At 52.5% G+C, this 23,265-nt stretch carries 14 protein-coding genes and 1 other annotated feature; of the genes, 8 read left to right on the plus strand and 6 right to left on the minus strand.

The genetic code is table 11. From position 1 onward, the window contains the following. The first annotated feature begins 61 nt into the window (after positions 1-61). Positions 62-1,279, plus strand: a complete 1,218-nt coding sequence (locus EVJ29_RS00420) for a hypothetical protein (protein WP_131504572.1) — start codon at positions 62-64, stop codon at positions 1,277-1,279. 9 nt (positions 1,280-1,288) lie between these two features. On the opposite strand, the gene EVJ29_RS00425 is transcribed toward EVJ29_RS00420, so the two are convergent. Together EVJ29_RS00425 and trpE are read right to left on the minus strand one after the other, a co-directional pair. Further along, positions 1,289-1,867 carry an anthranilate synthase component II gene (locus tag EVJ29_RS00425; protein ID WP_131504573.1) on the minus strand — a complete coding sequence of 193 codons (579 nt, stop codon included), beginning with the start codon at positions 1,865-1,867 and terminating at the stop codon, positions 1,289-1,291. Beyond that, the gene (trpE, locus tag EVJ29_RS00430; protein WP_131504574.1) at positions 1,864-3,195 is read right to left on the minus strand and encodes an anthranilate synthase component I; all 1,332 of its coding nucleotides are present in this window, start codon (positions 3,193-3,195) and stop codon (positions 1,864-1,866) included. The genes EVJ29_RS00425 and trpE overlap by 4 nt, the downstream gene beginning before the upstream one ends. Positions 3,196-3,248: 53 nt before the next feature. Continuing rightward, positions 3,249-3,471, minus strand: a binding site (T-box leader). Positions 3,472-3,632: 161 nt separating this feature from the next. Here trpE and EVJ29_RS00435 point away from each other — a divergent pair. Continuing rightward, the gene (locus EVJ29_RS00435) at positions 3,633-6,374 is read left to right on the plus strand and encodes a S8 family peptidase (protein ID WP_131504575.1); all 2,742 of its coding nucleotides are present in this window, start codon (positions 3,633-3,635) and stop codon (positions 6,372-6,374) included. Positions 6,375-6,419: 45 nt separating this feature from the next. Here the strand turns inward: EVJ29_RS00435 and EVJ29_RS00440 are convergent, their stop codons facing one another. Then, positions 6,420-7,112, minus strand: a complete 693-nt coding sequence (locus tag EVJ29_RS00440; RefSeq protein ID WP_070328518.1) for a DUF4956 domain-containing protein — start codon at positions 7,110-7,112, stop codon at positions 6,420-6,422. Then, positions 7,109-7,849, minus strand: a complete 741-nt coding sequence (locus tag EVJ29_RS00445) for a polyphosphate polymerase domain-containing protein (RefSeq protein ID WP_131504576.1) — start codon at positions 7,847-7,849, stop codon at positions 7,109-7,111. The genes EVJ29_RS00440 and EVJ29_RS00445 overlap by 4 nt, the downstream gene beginning before the upstream one ends. Before the next feature lie 117 nt (positions 7,850-7,966). Here EVJ29_RS00445 and EVJ29_RS00450 point away from each other — a divergent pair, with 117 nt between their 5' ends. From EVJ29_RS00450 to EVJ29_RS00470, 5 genes are all read left to right on the plus strand, one after another. Further along, positions 7,967-10,267, plus strand: a complete 2,301-nt coding sequence (locus EVJ29_RS00450; protein ID WP_131504577.1) for a CotH kinase family protein — start codon at positions 7,967-7,969, stop codon at positions 10,265-10,267. Between the two features lie 72 nt (positions 10,268-10,339). Then, positions 10,340-10,714 (plus strand): nuclear transport factor 2 family protein, encoded by a 375-nt coding sequence (locus EVJ29_RS00455; protein WP_070328521.1) that lies wholly within the window; start codon positions 10,340-10,342, stop codon positions 10,712-10,714. 147 nt (positions 10,715-10,861) lie between these two features. Further along, the gene (locus tag EVJ29_RS00460) at positions 10,862-12,184 is read left to right on the plus strand and encodes an Ig-like domain-containing protein (protein WP_131490098.1); all 1,323 of its coding nucleotides are present in this window, start codon (positions 10,862-10,864) and stop codon (positions 12,182-12,184) included. 642 nt (positions 12,185-12,826) lie between these two features. Next, the gene (locus EVJ29_RS00465) at positions 12,827-15,583 is read left to right on the plus strand and encodes a hypothetical protein (RefSeq protein WP_131490097.1); all 2,757 of its coding nucleotides are present in this window, start codon (positions 12,827-12,829) and stop codon (positions 15,581-15,583) included. Positions 15,584-15,780: 197 nt separating this feature from the next. Then, the gene (locus EVJ29_RS00470; RefSeq protein WP_131490096.1) at positions 15,781-18,369 is read left to right on the plus strand and encodes a hypothetical protein; all 2,589 of its coding nucleotides are present in this window, start codon (positions 15,781-15,783) and stop codon (positions 18,367-18,369) included. Between the two features lie 86 nt (positions 18,370-18,455). Here the strand turns inward: EVJ29_RS00470 and EVJ29_RS00475 are convergent, their stop codons facing one another. Continuing rightward, positions 18,456-18,731 (minus strand): hypothetical protein, encoded by a 276-nt coding sequence (locus EVJ29_RS00475; protein WP_131464210.1) that lies wholly within the window; start codon positions 18,729-18,731, stop codon positions 18,456-18,458. A gap of 179 nt (positions 18,732-18,910) precedes the next feature. Then, the gene (locus EVJ29_RS00480) at positions 18,911-20,767 is read right to left on the minus strand and encodes an SH3 domain-containing protein (RefSeq protein ID WP_131490095.1); all 1,857 of its coding nucleotides are present in this window, start codon (positions 20,765-20,767) and stop codon (positions 18,911-18,913) included. Positions 20,768-20,950: 183 nt separating this feature from the next. Between EVJ29_RS00480 and EVJ29_RS00485 the strand changes: the two genes are divergently transcribed. Further along, a complete protein-coding gene (locus tag EVJ29_RS00485; RefSeq protein ID WP_161567319.1) occupies positions 20,951-23,077 on the plus strand; it encodes a heparinase II/III family protein in 2,127 nt (708 codons plus the stop codon). Positions 23,078-23,265: the final 188 nt, after the last annotated feature.

The following is a 23,265-nucleotide window of genomic DNA, read 5'->3' on the forward strand; positions in this document are numbered from 1 at the left end:
TGTTGCACATAAAAACTGATTTCCCTTTATACTAGATACAACGATAAAGGGGGGAGTTCAAATGGAATACCTGTACATATTCCTTGGTGTTTTGTTCGTTGCAATCGTTGTCCTGATTTGGAAGAAGCGTCAGAAACCGACTGAAACATCAATTCCGCTCAACTCAGAAGACAATCAAGTGATCCAGTCTAGCGCAGCGCATGAATTGGTCAAACAAGAGCACTCGGCAACCGTTTTGCCGGTTGTTTTAGAGGACGTGTCTAATAAAGAAGAGATTACGGTCGGGGCGGATATGGCGCAACTGTTAAAACATGTCGTGCAATCTGTCGGCATCCCGGCAGCTATTCAATCACTCGGTAAAAAACCTACGTATGAGCTCGTCTTTGCACCCGAAGTAGAGGCCGCCTTGAAAAGTGGTGTCTATTCTTTAAGGAAGTCAAAAGAAGACGGTTATTGGCGAGCTATCGTGGTGGACGGGAAAAATACGATTAAAGCCCAAGCGAATTTGAAGAAAGTGAATCCACTTCAAGTGCGGAGGATCGCGCTAGACTTGGCGACGACGGTTGTCGCCCAAGAACACTTAAGAGAGATCAAACAGTCGCTCGACAAGATTGAGACGATTGTAAACAAGTTAGTCACGATGAAATTGAACGAGTATCACGGACAAGCCCGGAGTTCATTCAATTATTTAGACCGCGTCTACGTATTTTTGAAAACAGATACTGTAGACAGCAAGGTCACACACCAGCTTGAGAACAACTATAAAGCAGACATCGATACGATTTATGCCTTGCTCAAACATATCGATTCCCCACTCGGGAAAATGAATGAACTGAAGAAACGTGCTTTTGTTTTCAAAGAGGCTGACAAAATCCAAACGATGAAGGAAGTCATCGGCGAGTTCCAAGAGTATGAAGAACTCATCTATATGTTCCTATTAAGCTTGCAAGGAGAAATTCACGCGATGCGCCTGTTGGGTGATCCTGAAGCAGCGATTGATCAAGCCACAAAACAAGTGAACACAATTAGCCAAGAGTTCGAATCGAAGCGTCATGCATTCCATCAAGGGCTTGAAAGCTACGAGAAAGAATTCAAGGTTCGCTTCGCCTTGGCGAGCCGTGAACGGAATCAAATCCAGCTGATCGCAAACGAGCATATGGCGGTTATCGATCAATCAGCGGCTCGTGCAATCAATCTTGACTTCAAGGCGGAAGTCGAACCAAGAAAATTGTTTATCGTGTCAGAAGGGGACGAAGTCAAAGTGTTCGCGAATCGATAAAATCAGTACTTAGACCGGGGATACGTTCCTCGGTCTTTTTGTATGACAAATCGCGACGAATCGTTCGAACAGGTCACGTCCGTCCGGTGTCCCGATCGACTCGGGGTGGAACTGGACGCCGTACGTCGGATGTGTCGGATGTTCGAGCGCCATGATGACGCCGTCCGCAGTCGTTGCCGTCACGTTGAGTTCCGTCGCTTGGACGACGAGCGAGTGGTACCGCATGACGTCCATCGGCTCTCCGTCGAACAAGGCACCGGTCGTCGTCTCGATCACAGACGTCTTGCCGTGCATGACCTGTTTGGCCCGGCCGACCGTGCCGCCGAACGCCTCGGCGATGACTTGATGACCGAGACAGACCCCGAGAATCGGAACGGTGGCAGACAATTCACGGACGACGTCGAGGGAGACACCGGCGTCGTGCGGACCCCCTGGACCAGGTGAGATGATGATGCCAGTCGGATTGAGGTCACGAATTTCATCGACCGTCAGCTCGTCGTTACGGACGACCAAGACATCGCTGAACCGGGCGACGTCTTGATAGACGTTATATGTGAACGAGTCGTAGTTATCGATCAGTAAAATCATGCGAACACCTCCAACAGGGATTTGGCTTTATGCAGCGTCTCTTCATATTCCGATACCGGATCCGAGTCAAAGACAATGCCGGCCCCGGCTTGGACGTACGCCGTATCATTTTGGACGACCATCGTCCGAATGGCGAGGGCGAAGTCGAAGCCGCCCCGGACGTCGAGATAGCCGACGGCCCCGGCGTATACTTCACGTTTCACCGTCTCGAGCTCATCAATCAACTGCATCGCCCGGATCTTCGGTGCCCCGGAGACGGTGCCGGCCGGGAGACAGGCCCGTAGCGCGTCGATCGGGTTCAAGTCGTCACGTAGTTCGCCTTCGACTTCGGAGACGAGATGCATGACGTTTTTGAAACGCTCGACTTCCATCTGTTTCGGAATCGTGACCGTTCCGACTTTGGCGACGCGGCCGATGTCGTTCCGGCCAAGGTCAAGTAGCATCCGATGTTCGGCCAGCTCTTTCTCGTCTTCAATCAAGTCGGCAGCGTGGCGCATGTCTTCTTCGACGGTCTTGCCGCGCGGGCGCGTACCGGCGATCGGGTTCGTCGAGACGCGGTTCCCTTCGACACGGACGAGACTCTCAGGCGACGCCCCGAGGACGATCGCTTCGCCGAGGTCGATGTAGAATAAGTACGGGCTCGGATTAAGTTTTCGCAGCGTCCGGTAGAAGTGGAACGGGTCACCGGTGAACGTCGCGTCAATCCGTTGCGACAACACGAGCTGGAACACCTCTCCGGCAAGGATCGCTTCTTTCGCTTTCAAGACACGCTCGATAAATGTGTCCTTGTCGGTCAAGATCTGTTCGCTCGTCCGGACGACCGGCGCGAGTTCATGCGTCTTCGCCGTCTCGAGCTCGGCTTTCAACTGTTCGAGCCTGGCCGCTCCGTCGCTGTCGCCGGTGTCGATCAAGATGACGCGCTCCTCGAGATGGTCGTATAAGACGACCGTCTCATAGCGTTGGAACAACGCGTCCGGCAAGTCGCGCGTCTCGGTCGGCGTGTTCGGGATCGGCTCATACGTCCGCAGCAGGTCGTAGCCGATATACCCGACGGCGCCGCCGATGAACGGGTAGGGCGCGTCTTCCGTGTCACGTGCGATCAATGTGGATAAGACGGCGAGCGGGTCGTCCGTTTGGATCGTACCCGTTGCATCGGTCACGGTGTTGCCGTCGACACGGATCGTCTCGACCGGGTTCGCCGCGATGATCGAGTAACGTCCGTGCTTACCTTCAGCCCGGCTCTCGAGCAGTACTTTCCGCTCTCCTTGCAACCGGTGGAAGATTGCCACCGGGGTCAGTTCGTCGCCGTTGATGATCAGTTGTTCCATGTAATCTCCTCCTCCAAATAAAAAAGTCCCCCGCCCGACATGTCTAAATAGACATGAAGGACGGGAGACCCGTGGTGCCACCTTCGTTGGGGGAGTTCCCCCCACTCATCGCGAACGATCATTCGCTGTCCTCGGTAACGGGAGGACCCGTCAGAGCCTACGTATCGGTCTGAACGCTCAAAAGCCCATTCACGCAAGACACGTCACCGGTTCGCATCGACCACCGGCTTTCTGGAGACGTCCCTTCGCGCTACTCTTCTTTCTCATCGCGAGTTCGTATGATGTTATCGTTACTTTAACGGGATGACGTGATGATGTCAATCTTTGACGTGTTTCATTGTCGAAATATTTTCGTAACACGATTGAAACATTTTCTAACAGATCTCGTATACTATATCCAAGGTGATTCACCTAATACTTGGAAAAGAGGAAAACAAATGAAACGATTGGTGCAACGGACTGTTGCGACATTGCTCGCGGTCCTACTTATCGTCTCGCTCGTCCCGCCGCGCATCCACGCTGATGCCGGGGCCGGAATGAAGCAAGCGACACTACTGGAAGCCGGGGAGGCTGTCACGTTCACGACGGGCGTCGACCCGGTCAATACATACTGGTTCAAGATGGAGCGAGGAGCTCCGAGCCAGATGACCCATATGGAAATCGTCATGGAGGCGACGAAACTCGCCAACGTCTCGGTCTATCCGAGCGCCGATATGGCCGGGAAAGACGATACGTTCTATCCTTACCGTGCGAGCGCCTCGAAAGAGGACGGCAAAGCGACAATCCATCTCCCATATGCATGGGAAGGACCATACTACGTCAAAGTCGAGTACATGCCGATGGAGACGCCGGACATGTATCCACCGGAAGAGGAGATCTTCTCACTTGAAGAAGGAGAAGAGCCGAGTGAGGACGGAACAGAACCGAGTGAGGACGGAACAGAACCGAGTGAGGACGGAACAGAACCGCCGAGCGAACCGGACCCGTCGGAGTTCGCTTCAGAGATCAACCTCGTCTACAACCCGGTCAAATTGCCGGTGAAATATGAACAGGCAAGCGGCGATATGTGTGCCGTCGAATCGATTTTAATGCCGGCAAGTGATCAAAAGACGATGCTCGAGCTGATTCGACGTGTCCAGACGGACGTGCTCAACCAATCAGAAGAAGGGCGGGAACTCGCGGCACTCTACTACCGTGCCTCGCCTTACATCATCAAGGCGATCACGTTCGACAAGACGAAGCGTCAGGCGGCGTATAACGACCTGGTGACACTCAAACCGCTTTTGACAGCTCTCGTCGAGCGAAAACAGCATACAGTGTCGTCGAAAGAGTCAGCGGCCATCAACCGGATGCACGCCCTCGTCAGTCAAAGCGTGCCGGAAGGATTGAAGGCGGACATCGCGTCTGTCGCAGGTCTTGCCGGGATGGATGAACTTGCGGGAACACCGCTCACGGACGTGTTCGACCGCATCGGCGTCACCGTCAACGTGACGGACGCCCCGCGTTATATCGTCAAATACAAGTCGTCACCGAACCAATCGATTGGCAAGATGAACGCGATGCGTGATGTCTCGGCCGAACGTCTCGCCATCGGTTCACCGGGTGACCATTTCGCGCTCGTCGATGTCGAAACGGCGTCAGCGAAGACGAAAGCGTCGGCACAAGCGGTGCTCGAGTCAGACCCGAACGTCGACTATATCGAGCCGATCGAGACGTACTCTGCATTTATGGCGGACCCGAGCTATAGCTATCAATGGTCGGTCAACAGCCGCTCTGTGTTGAAACCGTTCGGGGACGCGGGCATCAGCCTTGATAAGTACGAGACGCTCAACTTGAAAGCCCGTACCGTCAAAGTTGCCGTTCTCGATACCGGTGTCGACCACCGCCTTCTCGATTTGAAAGGGAAAGTTGATGTCCGAAACGGGAAGAACTTCGTCGACCCGAACGGGGAAGGCGACGCAATCGATGACCACGGTCACGGGACGCACGTCGCCGGTGTCATCGCGGCCGCTCAAAACAACGGCACGTCGATGCGGGGGATTGTCCCGAACGTGTCCATCTTACCGGTGAAAGTACTTGATGCCGGCGGATATGGGGAGACGGATCAAATCGCACTCGGTATCAAGTATGCCGTCGACGCCGGAGCGAAAGTCATCAATATGAGCCTCGGCGGAACAGAAAGCCGCACGATCGGTTATATGTTGAAGTATGCGCATGACCGCGGTGTCATTATCGTTGCAGCAACGGGGAACGACGGCCAGTCGCGCGTCTCGTATCCGGCGTCTTCGAAGTACACGATTTCGGTCGGCGCGACGAACACGTTCGGTCTCGTCACGGACTATTCGAACTACGGAATTAACGTCGATGTCGTCGCACCAGGTTCAAAAGTTGCGAGTCTTGTTCCGGACGGTAACGTCGTCTATATGGACGGGACGAGCATGGCGACGCCACACGTCGCATCCGCTGTGGCACTTCTCGTCTCGCAACACCCGCGTGTGACAGTCGAAGGCGTCCGGACGATCTTACGCCGTTCGTCGGAGCCGCTCGCCTTCACGGGTGGAGACGCACCGAAAGACCCGCGTGAATATGATGGTATGCAAGACGTGTTAGATGGTTTGAATACTCCGCTCCTCCCGTATTATGACGTCGTGAGCGGCTACGGGAAAGTGAACGTCTACCGGGCCGAGTCGATGCTTCAACTCGCGCCGAAGCCGGAGCGCATATTTGATAACGCGCCGGTCTTCAACGTTTCCGCAAAATCGGGAACGGTCGTCAACGTGTATAATAAAACGAAACGGATCGGCTGGGGAACGGTCAAAAATGGCAAGTTGACGATGTCGCTCGCCCCACAAAAAGCGGGAACGGTACTTCGTGTCACGTATACGAACGGGCCACTCTTCACGGGAGAACGTGTCGTCGTCGCCAAAGGGCTTCGACCGAGTGCCCCGAGCGTCACAGCACCTCGTGCAAACGCGAAACAAGTGACCGGGAAAGCGCAAGCCGGGATGACCGTCGTCGTGCGTGATCAGAACAAACGTGTCATCGGCAAGTCGAAAATAGCATTGAACGGCACATACGTGGCGAAGACGCGAGCCTTGAAAAAAGGTGAGCGCTTGTCTGTCCACGTTGAAGACGTGACGAAGAAAGTCAGTAAAATCACGACCGTCACCGTCAAATGAACGAACGAAAACCGGCTCTCCATAGAGGGCCGGTTTTCGTATGCGTCAAAAGATTTCGGTATTCAAATAATTGACGGACACTTTCAAATTGCCGTTCATCTTGCGGAGCTCATCGATCACTTGCTTGTCTTTGACACCGTCCTTGTTTTGGACGATGTAGACGAGCTGGATCATCGTGCCGAGGTTCGTCGTCTCGACCGAGCGAAGCGCGTAGTATTTATAGTGGGCCGACAAGACACCGTCGAACGCCGTCTCGTCGTGCAAGTTTTCAGGCACCGTGATCGACAGTCGCTTCTTGTCCGAGCCGCCGCGACCGAAGTCGAACATGTACAACACGATGATGATGACCGACAAGCTGACGGTGAACAGGATTGCGAGTATGTAGAAGCCGAGCCCGCATGAGATACCGGCCGCCATACCGAAAAAGATGAAGGCGATGTCTTTCGGGTCGCTCATCGCGCTACGGAAGCGGATAATCGAGAACGCACCGACGAGACCGAAGGCGACAGCAACGTTGTTGCCGATGACGATCATGACGACCGACACGGTGACGCCCATAATGATGATCGTCTGGACGAACGATTGCGAGTAACGGGCACCTGTATGCGTCTTTTTATATAGGTAGGCGATACAGAGCGTTAAGATGAAGCTGAGGAAAATGGCGGCCGCCGCCTCGAGCACGGTTAGTCGGGACGTAACGTCGGCGAGCTGGCGGACTTCGTTAAAAATATCGGTCATGACAGAATCCTACCTTCACTTGAATTTTCTTTGTCTAGCAGTTCGACACTCGTACAGAACTTCGAGACGCTTTGCTTGTTACACTCGAGGTCGGAGAGAAGCCGTGCGAGCCAGAACGGCACGACCTCGGACACTTTCACTTCGAGGACGACGAGACCGGGGTCGATGAAATGGTGCCCTTCCGGTCCGTGCTCAATACGAAGATCGTCGTTTCGGCACATGAGGTTATAGTCGAACGTGACACGCAAGTCATGCTCGAACGTGCCCGAGAACGCTTGGCGGTCGTAACTGACGACCGTGTGCGGCAATAAATTATATGAGTGCTGAAAATGGAGTGCCTCTTTTAAGATTTGCGGGTTCGACGCCGCGACCGCCTCAATCGGTTTGTTCGGGTCACGCAAAATATCGTACGCTTCGTGGAGCGGCAAAATCGTCCGGCGCTTGTTGACGACGTTTTTGAATTTCTGTTTTACCTCGATGAACGACATACTGCCGAGGTCGGCCTGATCATAGACACGGAGCCGTAGCTTTTGGCGGAACGGGAGCTTGTTGCGCGTCTCGTAATAGATCGCCTTGTCGCTTGAGTCGAAATAGAGACTGACGATATTGTATTTACCTTCCGGGTTGCCGTACGTGTCGTAATGCATGTACGGCATGATGAGCTCACGCAGCTCGAGGTATTTGGCGAAAGTGATTAAATATTTGATTTCGTATCGCTTGAAGATCTCTTGGGCCACGGTGTCACTCCTTTATGGGGATTGTTAATTATTTGTTAAGGTCTGTGTTAGAATTCAAGTATACTGTTACAACACACGAGACGCAAACGAAGTTATAGATCAGGAGGCCTGTATTATATGAAGGGTTTAAAAGTTGGGATTTTGGCCGTGCTCCTCGCTGGGACATGGGGTGGGATGTATTATCTTGCCGAGGAGCAAGCGACCGCGGGCGCAGCGTTCGAGCAAGCGCTCGCCGAACAATTGAATATCCCGGTGGGCTCGTTCAACCAAAACAAAGTGCGTGGCGTCACCGAGCTCGACTTGTCAGGATACGGCCTGACCGACTTGACCGGCCTCGAGCATTTTCAGTCGCTCGAGACGCTCAACTTGTCGGGGAACCAATTGACCGACGTCACAGTGCTTGAGAACCTCCGTTACTTAAAGACGCTCGACCTCAGTTTTAACCAGCTCAAACAAATACCTGAGTTGCCGGAAACGCTCGAGTCACTCGACCTCGAAGGGAACGACGTCAGCGATTTAGCGTTCTTGCCGGAGTCAGACACGCTGACGACGTTGAACGTACGGGATAACGACATCGATGCGCTCGACGTATTACCGGAGCGGACGCCGAACGTGACTTATCTCAATATCCGCGGGAATGCTGTCGCCTCGGTCGAGCCACTCCGCGACATGGCTGCGCTCATCGACGTCAACTTACGCGACAATCGCATCACTGACATGTCACCGCTTGAAGCATTAGCCATCACGGAACGGCTTTATGTGACGGGCAACGCGACGCATGACTATGCCGCGCTCGATTCGATTGCGGAACAAATCGTCGACCGTGACTTCGAGATGTTGCCGGATCGTCCGGTGTTCTCTGTTGACAGCGGCGTAATTTCTCCTGGCACCGAGCTCATACTCGAGGCAACACCCGGGAGTACGATCTATTATACGATCGACGGAAGCGACCCGACACCGGAGTCGATTCGATACAACGGACCAATTACACTCGATCAAGTGCTGACGCGTGACGTCGCCGTGCTGTCGAACAACCGGACGGCTACGAACCGTGTGCCGCCGACACTTGGGCGCGGGGCTTCCGAGCGAGCGCTCACCATCCGTGCCATCAGCGTAAAAGATGGGGCACAGAGTGCACGTGCGACAAAGACGTATCTACTCGACTTTGATTTGTTCACGTCGAACTTGCCTGTCGTCTCGCTCACGACTGACGCGACGAATTTGTTCGATTCGGCAATCGGTATTTATACGCCAGGTGACGCGCCGGACGGACCGCTCGAGTTTGGTCGCGGTAACTTTTTCGAAACGGGACAAGAATGGGAGCGACCAGCCCACGTCGACTATTTCGAGGGCGGGGAGCACGTTTTCGGACAAGACATCGGTATCCGAATTCACGGTGGCTTCTCGCGTGGACTCGCCCAAAAGAGCCTCCGACTTTACGCGCGGAGCGAGTACGGACAGAGCCGCTTCTATCACTCGTTCTTCCCGGGTAACGACGAGGTCGAATTCAATCGTCTTCTGCTCCGAAATGGGGGGAATGACTGGCAAGGGGCGATGCTCAGGGACGCCTTCATGCAGGAATTGCTCAATGAGCGTTCGCTCGACTTCCAAGACTACCAACCGGTTGTCGTGCTCGTGAACGGTGAATATTGGGGACTGCACAATTTACGGGAGCTATATTCCTCAGACTACTTTGAAATCAAATACGATATCGACGAGACGGAACTCGTCATTCTCGAGGCCGATCGGGATATGCCAGAAGGTTTTGTTATCGAAGCGGGACGAGACGCCGACCTCATCCACTACCGGGAGATGGTCCGCTTCGCCGAGACGAACGATTTGAATGATCGCACGAAATTTGAGGAGCTCGAGCGGCGAATGGACGTTAATAATTTCCTCGAGTACGTCGCCTATCAGGCGTTTTATGGCAACCTTGACAGCATGTTCAACAACTACGTCGTCTGGAGGAAGGCGACCGAGTTCGCGGATGAGACACCGCTCGGACATGATGGGCGCTGGCGCTGGGTCGTCTTCGACCTCGACCAAGGGTTCGCACAGCGACTTCCGCTCGACGAGAGCGTGAACTACGACATGTTCACGTATTTGACAGGGCCAGAGCCTGAGCATGCACTGTTCCAATCGCTCATGAGGAGTACGGAAGGTCAGGAGCGCTTCGTCCGGCTCTTCGAGGAATTGCTCAACGGACCGTTTACTTCCGAAAACATGGTGGTGAAGCTTGACGAAATGTCGGGTGTAATCGCCCCCGAGATGCCGAGACAAATCGCGAGATGGGGAAATATCCCATCTGTTACAGCGTGGGAAGCCGAAATCGCAGAGATGCGTCAGTTCGCCGAGATGCGGCCGGACATCGTGCGACAACAGCTGCAAGCTAGATTTGGAGAAGGGGTAGCGGAATGATGAAGAGGTATTCGTTCGGGGCGTTCTGAGCTTGATCTATGATATGATGGACGCGGAAAGGAAGGTACAGCTATGGAAACACTCAACATGAAACAACTTTCTGACGACCGGGCCTCGCTTCAAACCGCGGGCGACCTTGACGCGATGCGGGGCATCATGCACGATGAATTCCGCTACGTCGACTCGAGCGGGCGTCAGTTCGATAAAGAGACGTTTTTAGACCAGTTCGTCGACCCGGCCGCCGTCCAATGGATCGCCCAAGAGACGGTGACGTTCGACGAGACGATCAAAGGTGAGCTCGCTGTCGTGCAACTGTTGCTCGAGGAGCGGTTCATCCTTGGGACGAACGCTTACGAGGGCCGATTCTGGGCACTGCACTTGTACGTGAAAGACCAGGACACGTGGCTCTGGCAAGGCGGACAAGCGACGATGATTCACGAGACGTGATCAGGCATCTCCAGCGATGGAGATGTTTTTTTGTGCATCGAAAAAAATGTGCACCTAAAATAGAAAATTATGTACCTATTTTTAAAAAAATCCATTAAAATAAAGTTGTTGTCTAATTCGATACATTATTTAGGAGGAATTCATAAAATGAAACAACCGAAATACTTAGCGCTTTTCCTCGCCGGGACACTCGTCGTCGGTGGCTTTACACCGACGTTCGTCGCGGCTGAAGGAGACACGACGACTGTCGCCGACGTGACGGCACCTGCTGCGCCGGTCGTGGCGGCACCGTTCCATACGTCGACGTCACTCACGATTCAAGGGGAGATCGGTGCAAAAGCTGAAATCCTTGTCGCTGGGAAAACATACGAGCGCGTCATCCGTACGAACGGTGAAGCCGTGTTCACGATGTCCCCACAACCAGTCGGCCGCGTCATCGATGTCCGTTTAGTCGATGCGAGCGGGAACGCAAGCGCTGTGACACGCGTCATCGTCGCGGAAGACCCGGCGGCACGTCCGGCGGCACCGGTCATCAACCCAGTCGATAACTCGGCTCGTGCGATCGAAGTGAAAGGTACACCAGGACTCGCCGTCACTGTGACGGTCGGGGGCAGCACGTTCAACGGCTCGTTCGACGCGAACGGGAACTACCGCCGTGTCATCGCGCTTCAAAAAGTCGGTACCGTCTTGACGGCGCAGGCGAAGACGGCGAACGGTGCGATCAGCGAACTCGTCAAGTCGACGGTCGTAGCGGATAAGGTCGCACCGAGCAAGGCGCGCCTCACGCAAGCGGTCACGACGCTTTCGAACGGGATTGCCGGAACGGCAGAGCCGCTCGCGACGGTCATCGTGACGATCGACGGGAAAGCGTACACGGCCCCGGTCATGTCGACAGGGAAGTTCGTTCTCCCGATCCCGAAACAACCGCTCGGCAAGAAGATGTCGCTCGTCGTCCGTGACGGTGCCGGCAACCGTAGCGCATCAGAGACGCTCACGGTCCAACACGCGCTCTTCAACAACTTCCACCGTGTCAGTGACGAAGAGGGAAATCGTATCGTCGTTCATAAGGAAGTGTTCGCGGCTGATGGGTCGACTCGTTACAACGAGACGTTCGCACCGTTCTTCTTCGAACGTCCGACGAAAGCGAGCATGGGCTTCCTCTTGCAATACTATGCGGAAGACGGTGAGCCGCTCGAATTCGAGAAGCTCCGGATCCGTGTCGGTTCGGCATCGTACGTCCATACGATCGATCCGTTCGATGTCGACTATATAGAGTACGACGATGGAACGGTCGACGAGACGTATTGGTTCATTCCGGATGCGAAGATGATCGCGTTCATCAAGCAGCACGTCCGTCCAGAGAACCGGATCGTCATCACCATCGAAGGCTACGAGTATGAATTCGAATGGGCGCTCCTCGGGGGCGAGAAACGAGCCTTCGTTCAATCGCTCCAATACGCGGGTTACTAATATAGAAGAAAGACGTTTTTCATAAGCTACGGACCAAACCGGTTCGTAGCTTTTTTTGTGTATAATTTGCAATCGGACTAGTCAAAATGTATTCCCCAAATTTCAAACTAGTCTTATTGAATCAGTTTTAAAAGTTTGGTCAATGTAAAAATAAGGGTTAAATTATTCCTTATTTTGATACAATCTAAAATTAGACATGGTAATTATATGAGAAGGTAATAAAAGTAAAATTAAATACATTTAAAGGATTAATCATATCGAAAAATGTCGAAATGGCGTTATATCGGCGTTTTTCGACGGTTTTCGACATTTCGAAAAGTGGGTAATGTGATATTAAATTATCTCACAAACTCCAAAATTCAAAATCATTCCCATTTTTGCGAAAAAAAACGCTTGTGCTGATTGGAAGCGTTATGTATATTATGGATGTAAGGTTTTCCAAGTTCATACTTGGTAAATTGTTCAAGATTCACATCTTGAAAAATACCTATCAGTTTAAGTGAAACTCAAGACCTAAAGGATCAGGTTGCATAAGTCGTTCGAACGAATGGCGTATACATATGGAATCGTTTAGTGGGGGGAGCGTAGCTTGCAAGCTGGTAGCGCAAAATCGCAACATACCAAAGGGAGGATTTACACAAGATGGCAAAGAAATCATTCAAGCTAGTCAAAGCGTCAGCAGCACTTGCTGTGACGGCAGCAGCTCTTACTCCGGTAATGGCAGCAGAAGCTTCAACTTCAACAGTAGAACTTAAAGCAGAGGTCGTACTCGGTGGCAAGTTCAAAGAAGCGCTCGCGCTTAACACGCCTAAAGGTGTAGAAATCAAATGGGGCAAATACCTCGTAACAGCAATCAACAAGTGGCAAACAGTTAAAGGCCAAGGTTCTGATGGCAAGACTTACATCAAGAAACTTTACGCTCGTAACTACCCACTTTACATCTTCGATCAAGACCTTGGAGAAGTAAAAGCTGGTTCTGAACTTACGAAACCATCGATTCGCGTCATGTACCGCGACGGTAAAGTTTACACACAAGCTCCTGAGCGTTTCACAATGAGCTCAACTTACAACACGAAAGATGCAGGCGCACAAAAAGTCCTCATCTCTTACAACCACAACGGGAACCGCATCACTTCGTTCTTGACTTACACAGTTGTCGCAAGCGAAGTTGCATTCTCAAACGTTGCTTCTTCAGTCGATCAAGCGAAAGAAGTTCTTTCTGTAACTGCTGACGTTGAAAACGCTAAAGAAGATACGAAGGCAGATGTTCTCATCTACCCATTCAAAGACGCTTCTAAAGCAATCCCAGTGGCTGCAACAATCAAGGATGGTAAGTTGACTGCTAAGACTCCAGCTCTTCCTGCAGGAACTCACTCATTCGTCATCAAGTCTGGTGAAGTAATGACTGCAGAAACTGCTTTCACAGTTGAAGCTACTGAATTCTCAGTGAAGCCAGTTAAAGTTGACCAACTTGAAGTGAAACTCAACAAAGAAGTTTCAGGCGTTGAAGCTTCTGACTTCAAACTCAACAACGGCCGTTACGTTACTAAAGTAGAAGTTGACGCTGATGACAAGACTAAATTGCTTCTCACACTCAACGCAGACTTGGTTGACCGTGGCGAGTACACGCTCTCAGTTAACAACTTCTCAGTTCCATCTGGTGAAGTGACGACTGCGATCGAAAAAGACTTCGAGTTTGAAGTTGCTGCTGCTGCTTCAGTAACACTCACAAAAACAAACTTCCTTGATGGCGATGACATCTTCAAATCTCTCGTTGTCAAAGACAAAAACGGCGTTCTCTTGTCAAACAAAGATCTTACGCTTTCAGCTACTTCGCCAGTGTTGAACACAACTACAGGGAAGTTCACATTCTCTGACAATGCTGCTCAAAACACATTCTTCGTTGAAGTTAAAGCAATGGACGGTTCGAAAGTCTTGGCAACTACAGGCGCTGTCAAAGTAACTGTATCTAGTGCTCGAGAAATTGCAGCATTCGATGGCGTTCACATTTCTAATTCTGGTAGCCTGACAGAAGCTCAAGCAGTAACGGCATACGAGACAGCCAAGAAAGCAGGCAAACTTGACACGACAATCAAACTCTCTGAGAAGGACCAATTCTTGGATGTGTTCGTGAAAGATGTATCTGGAAATATCCACATCCTCACGAAAGCTAACTCAACGTACACGAACTTGACACCAGCAATCGCGACAGTATCTAAAGACGGTGTCATCACTGCTTATGCAACTGGAACAGCTAAAGTTAAAATTGTGAGCGGCGACTTCGAGCGTATCGTAGAATTCTCAGTTGTAGCTGACTCTAAGATTGCTGACGCTAAACTTACTACTACTTCACTCAGCTTTGATTCTGGCAAAGTAGTAGCTGGTGATTCACCGAAAACAGTTGGAATTGACTTCATTGACCAGTACAAAGAAGCATTCGACGCAGTCATCGAAGCTGGTGGAGACGTTAAAGTTGGTACTTCTAAAGTTGGTACACTTGAAGTAAAATCAAGCAACACAAACGTAGCGACAGTATCACTCGACGCTAACGGTGCTGTTGTAGCTGAGGGCGAGCGTAACGGTACTGCTACTGTAACGATCACGTTCAAAGACAACGCTGGTAAAGTTGTATTCACGAAGTCGGTTGCTGTTAAAGTATCTGAGTTCGACGCAACAGTCGCTGCTTACGACCTCGTTCTCACATCGGCGAACACGTCACTTGATGCTGACGTAGATGTCGCACCAGCTGCGAATGATAATTTCGTGTCATTCGAAGTCCGTGGACTTGACAAGTATGGCAACGTCATCACAACTGTCGACAACGCTAAAGTTGACTATGTTGTAACTTACTCTTCAGCTGAAGATTTAAAATCTTTCAATGAACTTGATGGGGTACTTGAATTCAAAGGCGACGCTGCTGTGAAGTTCGCTTCTTCAGGTAAAGCAACGATCAAAGCACTCGTGAATGGTGTTCAAGTTGACACGATCTCAGTGGACTACACAAACACTGACTCTGTAGCGACGAAAGCACAAGTCAACACAGCGATGCGCACAATCGACGCTTCTGACTTTGGTAAATTGACAGTCGATAACCTTCTCTTCGGTCAAATCAAAGACAACAAGTTCACATTCGCTCCTGCTGTAACGGTCGTAGACCAGTTCGGTAAGACAATTGATTACAAAGGATTTACACAACTTTCAAACGGAGTTTTCGTTGACATCTCACCAGTTGTCACAAACTTGGTTGGTCTTGAGTACAACAAAGAAACTGGCGAACTTACACTTGCAAAAGATCGCCTCTCGGGTACAGCTACAATCGTCGTACCACAAATCACAACTGCTGCAAACGGAGATCTCCTTTCTTCGCCAGTATCGTTCGACGTAAAAGTCGTTCAGTAATCGTTGACCCTCCCTTAGGGTTAAATAGAGCAAAGTCTTCGGACGGAGCCATCTTGTAAACCGGTAGTGCCTCGGCACTGCCGGTTTTTTCTATACCTTACACAAAAAACTATTTCCCTTTTCTAAAAAAGAGATTATACTTTTTTTGTAATAAAAAATATCATTTCCCATAATTTTAAGAAAAGAGGAAAACATACGTGAAACGAATTATTTTTTTGTTGGCGCTCTTCTTGGTTGCCTCCGGCTTCGCTTTGCCAAGTGCGAACGCCGAGACGACCAATGAGCCGATCCCAGGGCACCACCGGATCTCAAACAGCCCTTACGTCTTACTAAACGACTGGACGGCGCTATATGAGCCTGCGACCGGTGAGCGCATTCCGCTCGAGGAGACGCTAGACATTATGCGTCATCATGACGTCAATAGCTTCGCAAGTATTGATGGTGACCACGTCGTCATCTTGAGAAGTTGCTCGGGTTGTTCCACGACGAGTTACCTCATCGGTTTTGATGGCAGCGTCACCGCTTTCTGGTTCGATGAAGACGACAAATTGCTCGGGGCGGATGTTGAAAATGATCGTTTGCTCTGGTACAAAGACGGCAAGACCGTCATGACAACACTCAACCGAGACGTGATTTGGGAGAAAGACCTTGGTACACGTTACGTGTCGTTGTCGACAGATCGAAAAACGGTGCTCGCCGCGTCGAGCCACCTCGAGACGGTCGACCACGTGTCGGTCGAGACGGGCGCGACGCTCTTTACTCGGACGTTGCCTCGCCAACTGAACCCGATCAACAAAGTGCTCACGTTCGAAAAGACGACCGTCTATGTGACAGGTTATTCGAACGAGGCCCACTACATTTACAATGAAACGACCGGTGCGGTCACCTTGACGACACGAAATCACTCACGGACCGAATATGCGATGTCGAACGGGGCGCTGCACTGGACCGGACAAAAAGCTTACTCGGTGCACGATGTGACGACCGGCGAAACCGAGACGTACCAAACGGACACCGTGCCGCGCGTCTATAACGGCGTCCTCGGCTTCACAGATCAGACGATGCCGATGGCCGATTATAAAAAGCTTCCGACGAAACTCGAACTCGTCGTCGACAAGCGCCAAAATCGCGAAGGGGACACGACGATTTATACGAAGCGTGACTACCCGGTCTATTTGAGCGCGACTTACCTGGACGGGACGACCGAGTCGATCTCGATTGAACGAGCGAAGAAAAATGGCCGTTATGAGCTGTTGACGTCGCCGTTCAATCGGAGCTATGCGACGACCGTCTATTACGATTTTGTTTATCTGGGGAAAGTATTTAGCGGTAGTTTGAATACGACAGATGAAGGGACGGTCAGTTTAAATCGATTTGGTCTTGCTGGTGAAATTGTCGGACAGACGTCGCCGCGGGCAAGTGTCACCGTCCGTGTGTTGAAGTCAGAGACTGACGTGTTGACATACACGGCAAGTGCTGACGCGACGGGTGTCTTCCGTATGCAGACGGAGCGCCTGCTCCCGGGGACACCGCTCACGGTGACGTCGAATTCGAGCGGGACATACGTTTATCGGAAACCGTTCGTCGTGCCGACGCCGAATCCGGAAGCGAACACGATCACGGTCGTGAGCGATTCAGCGGAGGCAGGTGTTGTCTTCAAGACGGTGCCGAATGGGAAAATCGATTTGTACGTCATCGAGTATGCGCACCGCTACTATGACACGATACAAGCGGACGCGAACGGTATCGCCCGTGTGACCGATACGGTCGACCCGATCGCCAAGGGTGTCGAGATCCAGTACGCGCCGGCCGGGACGGAAGGAGCCGAGAAGAAGCTCGTCGTCTATGAACGGGCCGAACCGGTATTCAGTCTAGCCGGCACGCCGAACGAAGGAGATACGACACTCACGATATCTTCGACGGCAAAATTGACGACGTTCACACATTATATCAACGGAAAACACGTCGGGAATGGGAAGACGGTCTCGTTGACGACGCCATTAAAAGACGGGGACGTCATCAAAGTCGTCGCCAAAGCCGGTGACCGGGAGAAGACGCTCGAACATCGTGTCGCCGCAGTTGGTCCGACCATCCTCCAAGTGACGGACGTCGCGATGACGGCGACGCATACGGTCGTCAGTGTTCGCCGTGACACGCGCGCTGTGCTCCAATTCTTCATCAACGGGAAGTTGACGACGGCGACACCGGTCTCATCGACACGCTTCACGGTGCCGGCAAAACCGGGCGACATCGTCCTCGTCCGCTTGACACGAGGCGGGCAAAAGCTCGACACACGCCTCGCCCTTCCGCAAGTGACGTTCAGCAACATTCGTCTCCACGATGAACAGAAGACGTGGGTCGGCATGGTGCTCCCGAACAGTCGCGTCACGTTGCAGAACGGGACGAAACAAATCACGAGCGGCAAGAGCTCATCGACGGGCCGTGTCGTCATGAGCTTGGCACCGCAACCGCTCAAGGCGAAGATCACGCTCGTCAGCACACGCGGTGTCTATCGCTTCGTCCAGACGGTGAACGTGAAGGCGGGTCTTACCCCGGTCATGAAGGTCGCCGCCCCGACGAGTACGATGCGCACGCTTACGGTGAACTCGAACGTCGACTACGGCACGATCACGGTCCGTCGCGGAACGACGCTGATCGCGACGAAGACGGTGACATCGAAATCGACACCGGTCGCGATTGCGGCACAAAAGTCAGGCACACGCCTGACCATCAAATTCACGACGCCGAAAGGGCGTACGCAGACGGTGTATGTGACCGTCCGCTAAACCGAAAAACGCCTGTCCGAATTGAAATCGGGCAGGCGTTTTCTTGTGAAGAAAAACGAGGCGCGTGAAGCACCTCGTTTGAAAAATTAATTGATGACCATGACAGACAGGCAAGACGTCGCGGCTTTGAGGCAGTCGCGCTGCGTATCGTATTTGGCTTTGACGTTCGGGAACCATTTCCAAAGCGCTGCCGAGTCGAGTGAATCGATTTGTTGGAATGGCTCGGCCAGCTTCGCTTGCTCACTGACGCGCAGCGTGAACGAGAATTCGGATGTGGCTGACTGGTGCAAATCGATCTCCGCGAGCCGTTGTAAATTTCGTTTATATGTGAATCGCTCGGAACAAGGGAGAAAAGTTGTCATGACCGCACCTCTTTCTATCAGTTTCTTCCACATCAGTATACATTTATATCCATAATTTGTCGCTTCTTTTTTTGTTTTTTTAGGTTGTGATTTTGGATTAATTGACGTTTACTCTTTTATGAATTCCAAATACAAGGAATTGAATAGTTTTACGAAATTACGTTTCAAAAACATAGATATTAAGGGATTCTGACGAGTACATCCTTGTAGCCATACGCTTGAATCCGAATCGATTTTCCTTTGCTCAATCCGTAACTGCCGGCCGCGAGGTATGTCCCTTTGTTCCAATCGCCGGCATCCGACACGTTGCCCACCGCGAGTTGGGTCGGTTCATCATAAGTCCCGCCTGTCTTGAACTGTTGAGCGTGTTGTAGCCATGCCTGGTCCGACGAGCGGATGAAGATGTACCCGCTGCTCAGTTTGACTTCGACTTTTGGTGCGGGCTTTTGAAAAGCATGCAACGGTTGTCCGTTCACTTTGACGATGCCGAGACGTCCGTCGACATCGGCGACTTCGACAGAGACGATGTGCCGCTTTCCGTTTTGGATGGACACGTGACGGTACAGACCGGGTGCCTCGTATGGTTCAAGAATCATTTGACTGTCAAGGGTGCCGAACTGATGCAATTTCGGATTGGAATGCGTCCGCTTGAAGGCAATCTGTTCGAACTGACCCGTTGGACCGATGAGCCCGATCAACTCGTATTGATAAAGATCCGTTCGGTCGGTCTTCAAATCACGAAGCGGGCGATCGTGACGGACGAGGATGTCGTTGTCGTTCGCCAAGACGAACGGGTGATCATACGTCGTTGTGCCGAGTGAGGCGTTCACGTCGAGGATGAGCCGCTGCCAAGACTCAAGCGTCCCCATCTCGATGCGTGTGTTGGTCGCTTTCGCGTTCGTCTCGAATGCGAGTCGGTATGAGGGGAGGGCGTCGTCCGTGACGTGTTTTAAACCGAGCTGCGTGAACCATTGACGTAGCGTCTTGTCATCGATGGTTCGATTCGCCATCATCTCGGTCCAAGAACTGATTCGCCGCTCAGGGTCATTCATCCACCGTCCGCGAACGAGCGTCGCTTGCGGTCTTGTCCCGCGGATGAGGCCGAATTGACCGTCGAGCAGCTGATTGGCGTCCACACCTTTAAGGTTACGGACGACGGTCGTTTTTCCGAGTGTGACTTGGGCGTCCCGGTAGAGGCTCTCTAGGTGCGTGATCGTCCCATTGATTTGGACGTCGGCCGTGTAGCTGTGGGCGGACGGATATAGGTCGCCCATCCGCAGGACGAGGCGGTCGATCGTCGCTTTACCGGTGAGGGTGGCGCGACCTGTCAAGTCGACTTGCCGGAACGTTCCGTTCAAGCGCAAATCGCTTTCCCCGTAAAACCCTTTTTCATACGGTCTAGCGCCATACGTCGCGAGCTGGCGAACCGGGGCGGCCGCCGTGATCGTGACGGGCAGGTTCGGGAAGGCGTCAATCGGGACGACGAACGTGTGGATGCGGCTCGCCGCCGTGGCATCGATCTGAATCTGGGCAGCTTTAGGGCCGCGCAAATCAAATTTCAGCTCTTTATAGCCGGTCACGGTATTTCCGGATATGATCGGCAGTCCGAAGATTGTCTGCAGGGTGGCCACGTTTTTTTTGAAGAACGGCAGCAGCGGCGGGTCGATTTTATAGCTTTTCCCATAAATGCTGATCACCGAACCGCCTTTGTAAGAGGCGAACTGTGTATACGCATAACTTGGTGCCGGCAACGTGCCCGCCGCCGGTTTCGGCGCGGCGGTCTGCTTCTTGATGTCGCGCTTGGCGACGTAGCCTTTCTGCTTGCCGTATTGGACGTTCGACCAGCTGCCTTTATCGGACAAGTGGGTGACGACCTTGCCTTTCGGTATGGTGACGAGCGTTTTCGCTTTCGTCGACGCCGATTGCTTGAGGGCGACTTGCTTCACGGTCACATATGTTGCCTTCGCCGAGACGGCCGGCGGGAATACGCCGATGAGGAGTGTGGCGATCAAGGTGAAGATGATAAATCGTTTCATGGGACTGGACTCCTTTACGCATTTTCTTTCAGTATAGCAACGACCGGATATGCAAACAGACCCTTTTGTCAGAAGATGGAAATGAGTTATTTGGAAACGGAAATAAAAAATGGTTCCCTTCATTTTGAAAAAGTTTCCTTATGTACGTGTTATGATGGTAAAAAAAGATAAATGGGGTATTCGATGAACACATTAATGAAAGGGACGCTTCTCACGACGGCGCTCGTCATGGCGGCGACGTCTGTCGGGGCCGAAGCCGGCGCGCGTCCCTTCTTCACAGAAGTCGCGAAAGACACGACCGTCTATCGGCTCATGCCGGATAAGTCGATGAAGCCGATCGCATTGCTCGCGCCGAACAAGCGCTATGACGTCGTTGGCGTCTCGGGCGGGTACTATCAAGTCGAGGTCAATGGACGCCGTACATACGGATTGAAACGGGACATCCCGCTCAAGACGGCACTCCTCACGCAGGCGGTCGTCGCTGACAGTCAGTACGACCGTCTGCTCCACAACTATACGGCGCGCTCGGTGAAGCGCGAAGTGCCATATTATTATGGTTTCTTGACCGAGGCGCAGGCGGTATCGCAAGCGGACTCGGCGCTCAAAGGCAGTTGGCGTCTCGGTGCGGCACCGGGTCGACAAGCCGTCCCGGACATCGCGACGTTCGATTGGGAGCGGGACATTCGAGTCGGCGACTCGATGTCGTTCATGTTCCAGGCCCAGTACTGGATGGTCTTGAACCAAGTGACGATGGCGTACCATTACACGAAAGATGCCAAGTATTTGGCATACGGTAAACAGCTCGTCGAAGGGTGGGTCAAACAGTATCCGACAGCGCAGTATAAGCGTTATCCGAACGCCTATCATCAGCAAGGGACGGCCATCCGGACGTTCCACTTGATCAACTTTTGGAATCAATTTAAAAAGTCGCGTCTGAACAACGACCCGGCGTTCAGCGCGCTCGTGTTGCGCACGGTCGAAGGTCACGGTGACATCCTATCGACGCCGTCATTTTATCGTCCGCGCCATAATCACGGCATCTTCCAAGACATGGCGCTTACCGATATCGCCGAGACGTTCCCGGAACTCGAACGGTCATCGGAGTGGCGCGACCTCGCCGCGTTGCGTCTGACCGAGCAGCTCGACCACTCGTTGAGTCCGGACAACGTCCATCTCGAGCATTCGCCGGGCTATCAAGTGTACACGTATGAGATGCTGTACCGCTTCAATCGCTGGATCGAGGCGAACGCCTTCACGACGTCACCACGGCTCGAAGCCGTCCGACAGATGCCGGAGACGCTGACTCATCTCGTCAAGCCGAACCGGACGCTGCCGCTGTTTGGGGACACGACAGGCGAGCCGCGGACGATGTCGATGATATCGACGCTGCGCAATTATCCGCATCTCATGTATGCGGTCAGTGGCGGGAAGGAAGGGGAACGCCCGCTCGAACGGACGAAACAGCTCCATACCCAATACGCGATTCTACGTGAACATTGGGGTGAGAAGGAGCCGTTCGCTGATGCCATCTCCCTCATGATGACGGCCGGCTTCCATAATACGGCGCACAAGCATCAAGACGATTTGAGCATCGACTTGTACGGCTACGGCCGTGACTTCATCGTCGAGACGGGACGCTTCGGGTACACGACGCTTCCGCAGAGAAATGCAGCGGTGCACGTCAACGCCCATAACACGGTGAACACTGGCACCCGGCAATTGACGCTTCATCCGAGTACGATCGGTAAGAGCGGGATCGTCTCGGTCGAGGAGACGGAAGGGTTACAACGAGCACTTGGGTACAGCGAGTTGATTGGGCAGGATATGCACCATACGCGCAGTATCGCCCATGATCAAGCGGGCACGGTTATTGTCGCCGATACGATTCGGTCGGACTCGCGTGCCTCGTTCACCCAACGTTTCCACCTCGGTGTCGGGTTAGAACCGGTCGCGGAACAAACTGGTGAGATGACGTTCCGCGACAAAGAGGGACGCACTCTCCAAGTCGTTCAGCTTCCGGTCGCGTCGTCTGATGCCATGAAACGAGAGTCGAGCTTTATCGCCTACCGTGACTTCGAGTGGGTGCCGCGTCACCAAGTCGTCTCGACGAAAACGGGTGCAGGGACATCGTTCGTCACGTTGTTCCACATGTCGAAGTCGGGGACGAACGTTACGTTCTCGAACGTGGTTGAGAATGATGCGAGTTATGTTGTCACGTATTCTCTTTCGGACGGACGCTCGCGGACGATTGAGATGCCGAAGGGTGAAGGACCGGTGTTGGAGCTTGAGGAAGGTGAAATATCAGAATGAGTGAGAGGATGCCAATAGGTGTCCTTTTTTTCAAAATTCAAAAGAAATAACGAAATATTTACAGAAAAGTAATTGTGTTATTCTATGAGATTGCGTATCTTTAAAAGTGAAGTCTGTACGTGTTTTGTAATCGCTTCCATTGGCTTGAGGTCAGACATCTGGCAGTGGCGACGAAATGGCGGTTATGA

It is taken from the genome of Exiguobacterium sp. SH4S7, assembly GCF_004336795.1.
In the GTDB taxonomy this organism is placed as follows: Bacteria; Bacillota; Bacilli; order Exiguobacteriales; family Exiguobacteriaceae; genus Exiguobacterium; species Exiguobacterium aurantiacum_A.

Bases quoted from the DNA above. Each gene is read 5' to 3' on its own strand.
- EVJ29_RS00420 (WP_131504572.1), top strand. From the start codon at position 62: ATGGAATACCTGTACATATTCCTTGGTGTTTTGTTCGTTGCAATCGTT.
- EVJ29_RS00425 (WP_131504573.1), bottom strand. From the start codon at position 1,867: ATGATTTTACTGATCGATAACTACGACTCGTTCACATATAACGTCTAT.
- trpE (WP_131504574.1), bottom strand. From the start codon at position 3,195: ATGGAACAACTGATCATCAACGGCGACGAACTGACCCCGGTGGCAATC.
- EVJ29_RS00435 (WP_131504575.1), top strand. From the start codon at position 3,633: ATGAAACGATTGGTGCAACGGACTGTTGCGACATTGCTCGCGGTCCTA.
- EVJ29_RS00440 (WP_070328518.1), bottom strand. From the start codon at position 7,112: ATGACCGATATTTTTAACGAAGTCCGCCAGCTCGCCGACGTTACGTCC.
- EVJ29_RS00450 (WP_131504577.1), top strand. From the start codon at position 7,967: ATGAAGGGTTTAAAAGTTGGGATTTTGGCCGTGCTCCTCGCTGGGACA.
- EVJ29_RS00455 (WP_070328521.1), top strand. From the start codon at position 10,340: ATGGAAACACTCAACATGAAACAACTTTCTGACGACCGGGCCTCGCTT.
- EVJ29_RS00460 (WP_131490098.1), top strand. From the start codon at position 10,862: ATGAAACAACCGAAATACTTAGCGCTTTTCCTCGCCGGGACACTCGTC.
- EVJ29_RS00465 (WP_131490097.1), top strand. From the start codon at position 12,827: ATGGCAAAGAAATCATTCAAGCTAGTCAAAGCGTCAGCAGCACTTGCT.
- EVJ29_RS00475 (WP_131464210.1), bottom strand. From the start codon at position 18,731: ATGACAACTTTTCTCCCTTGTTCCGAGCGATTCACATATAAACGAAAT.
- EVJ29_RS00480 (WP_131490095.1), bottom strand. From the start codon at position 20,767: ATGAAACGATTTATCATCTTCACCTTGATCGCCACACTCCTCATCGGC.
- EVJ29_RS00485 (WP_161567319.1), top strand. From the start codon at position 20,951: ATGAACACATTAATGAAAGGGACGCTTCTCACGACGGCGCTCGTCATG.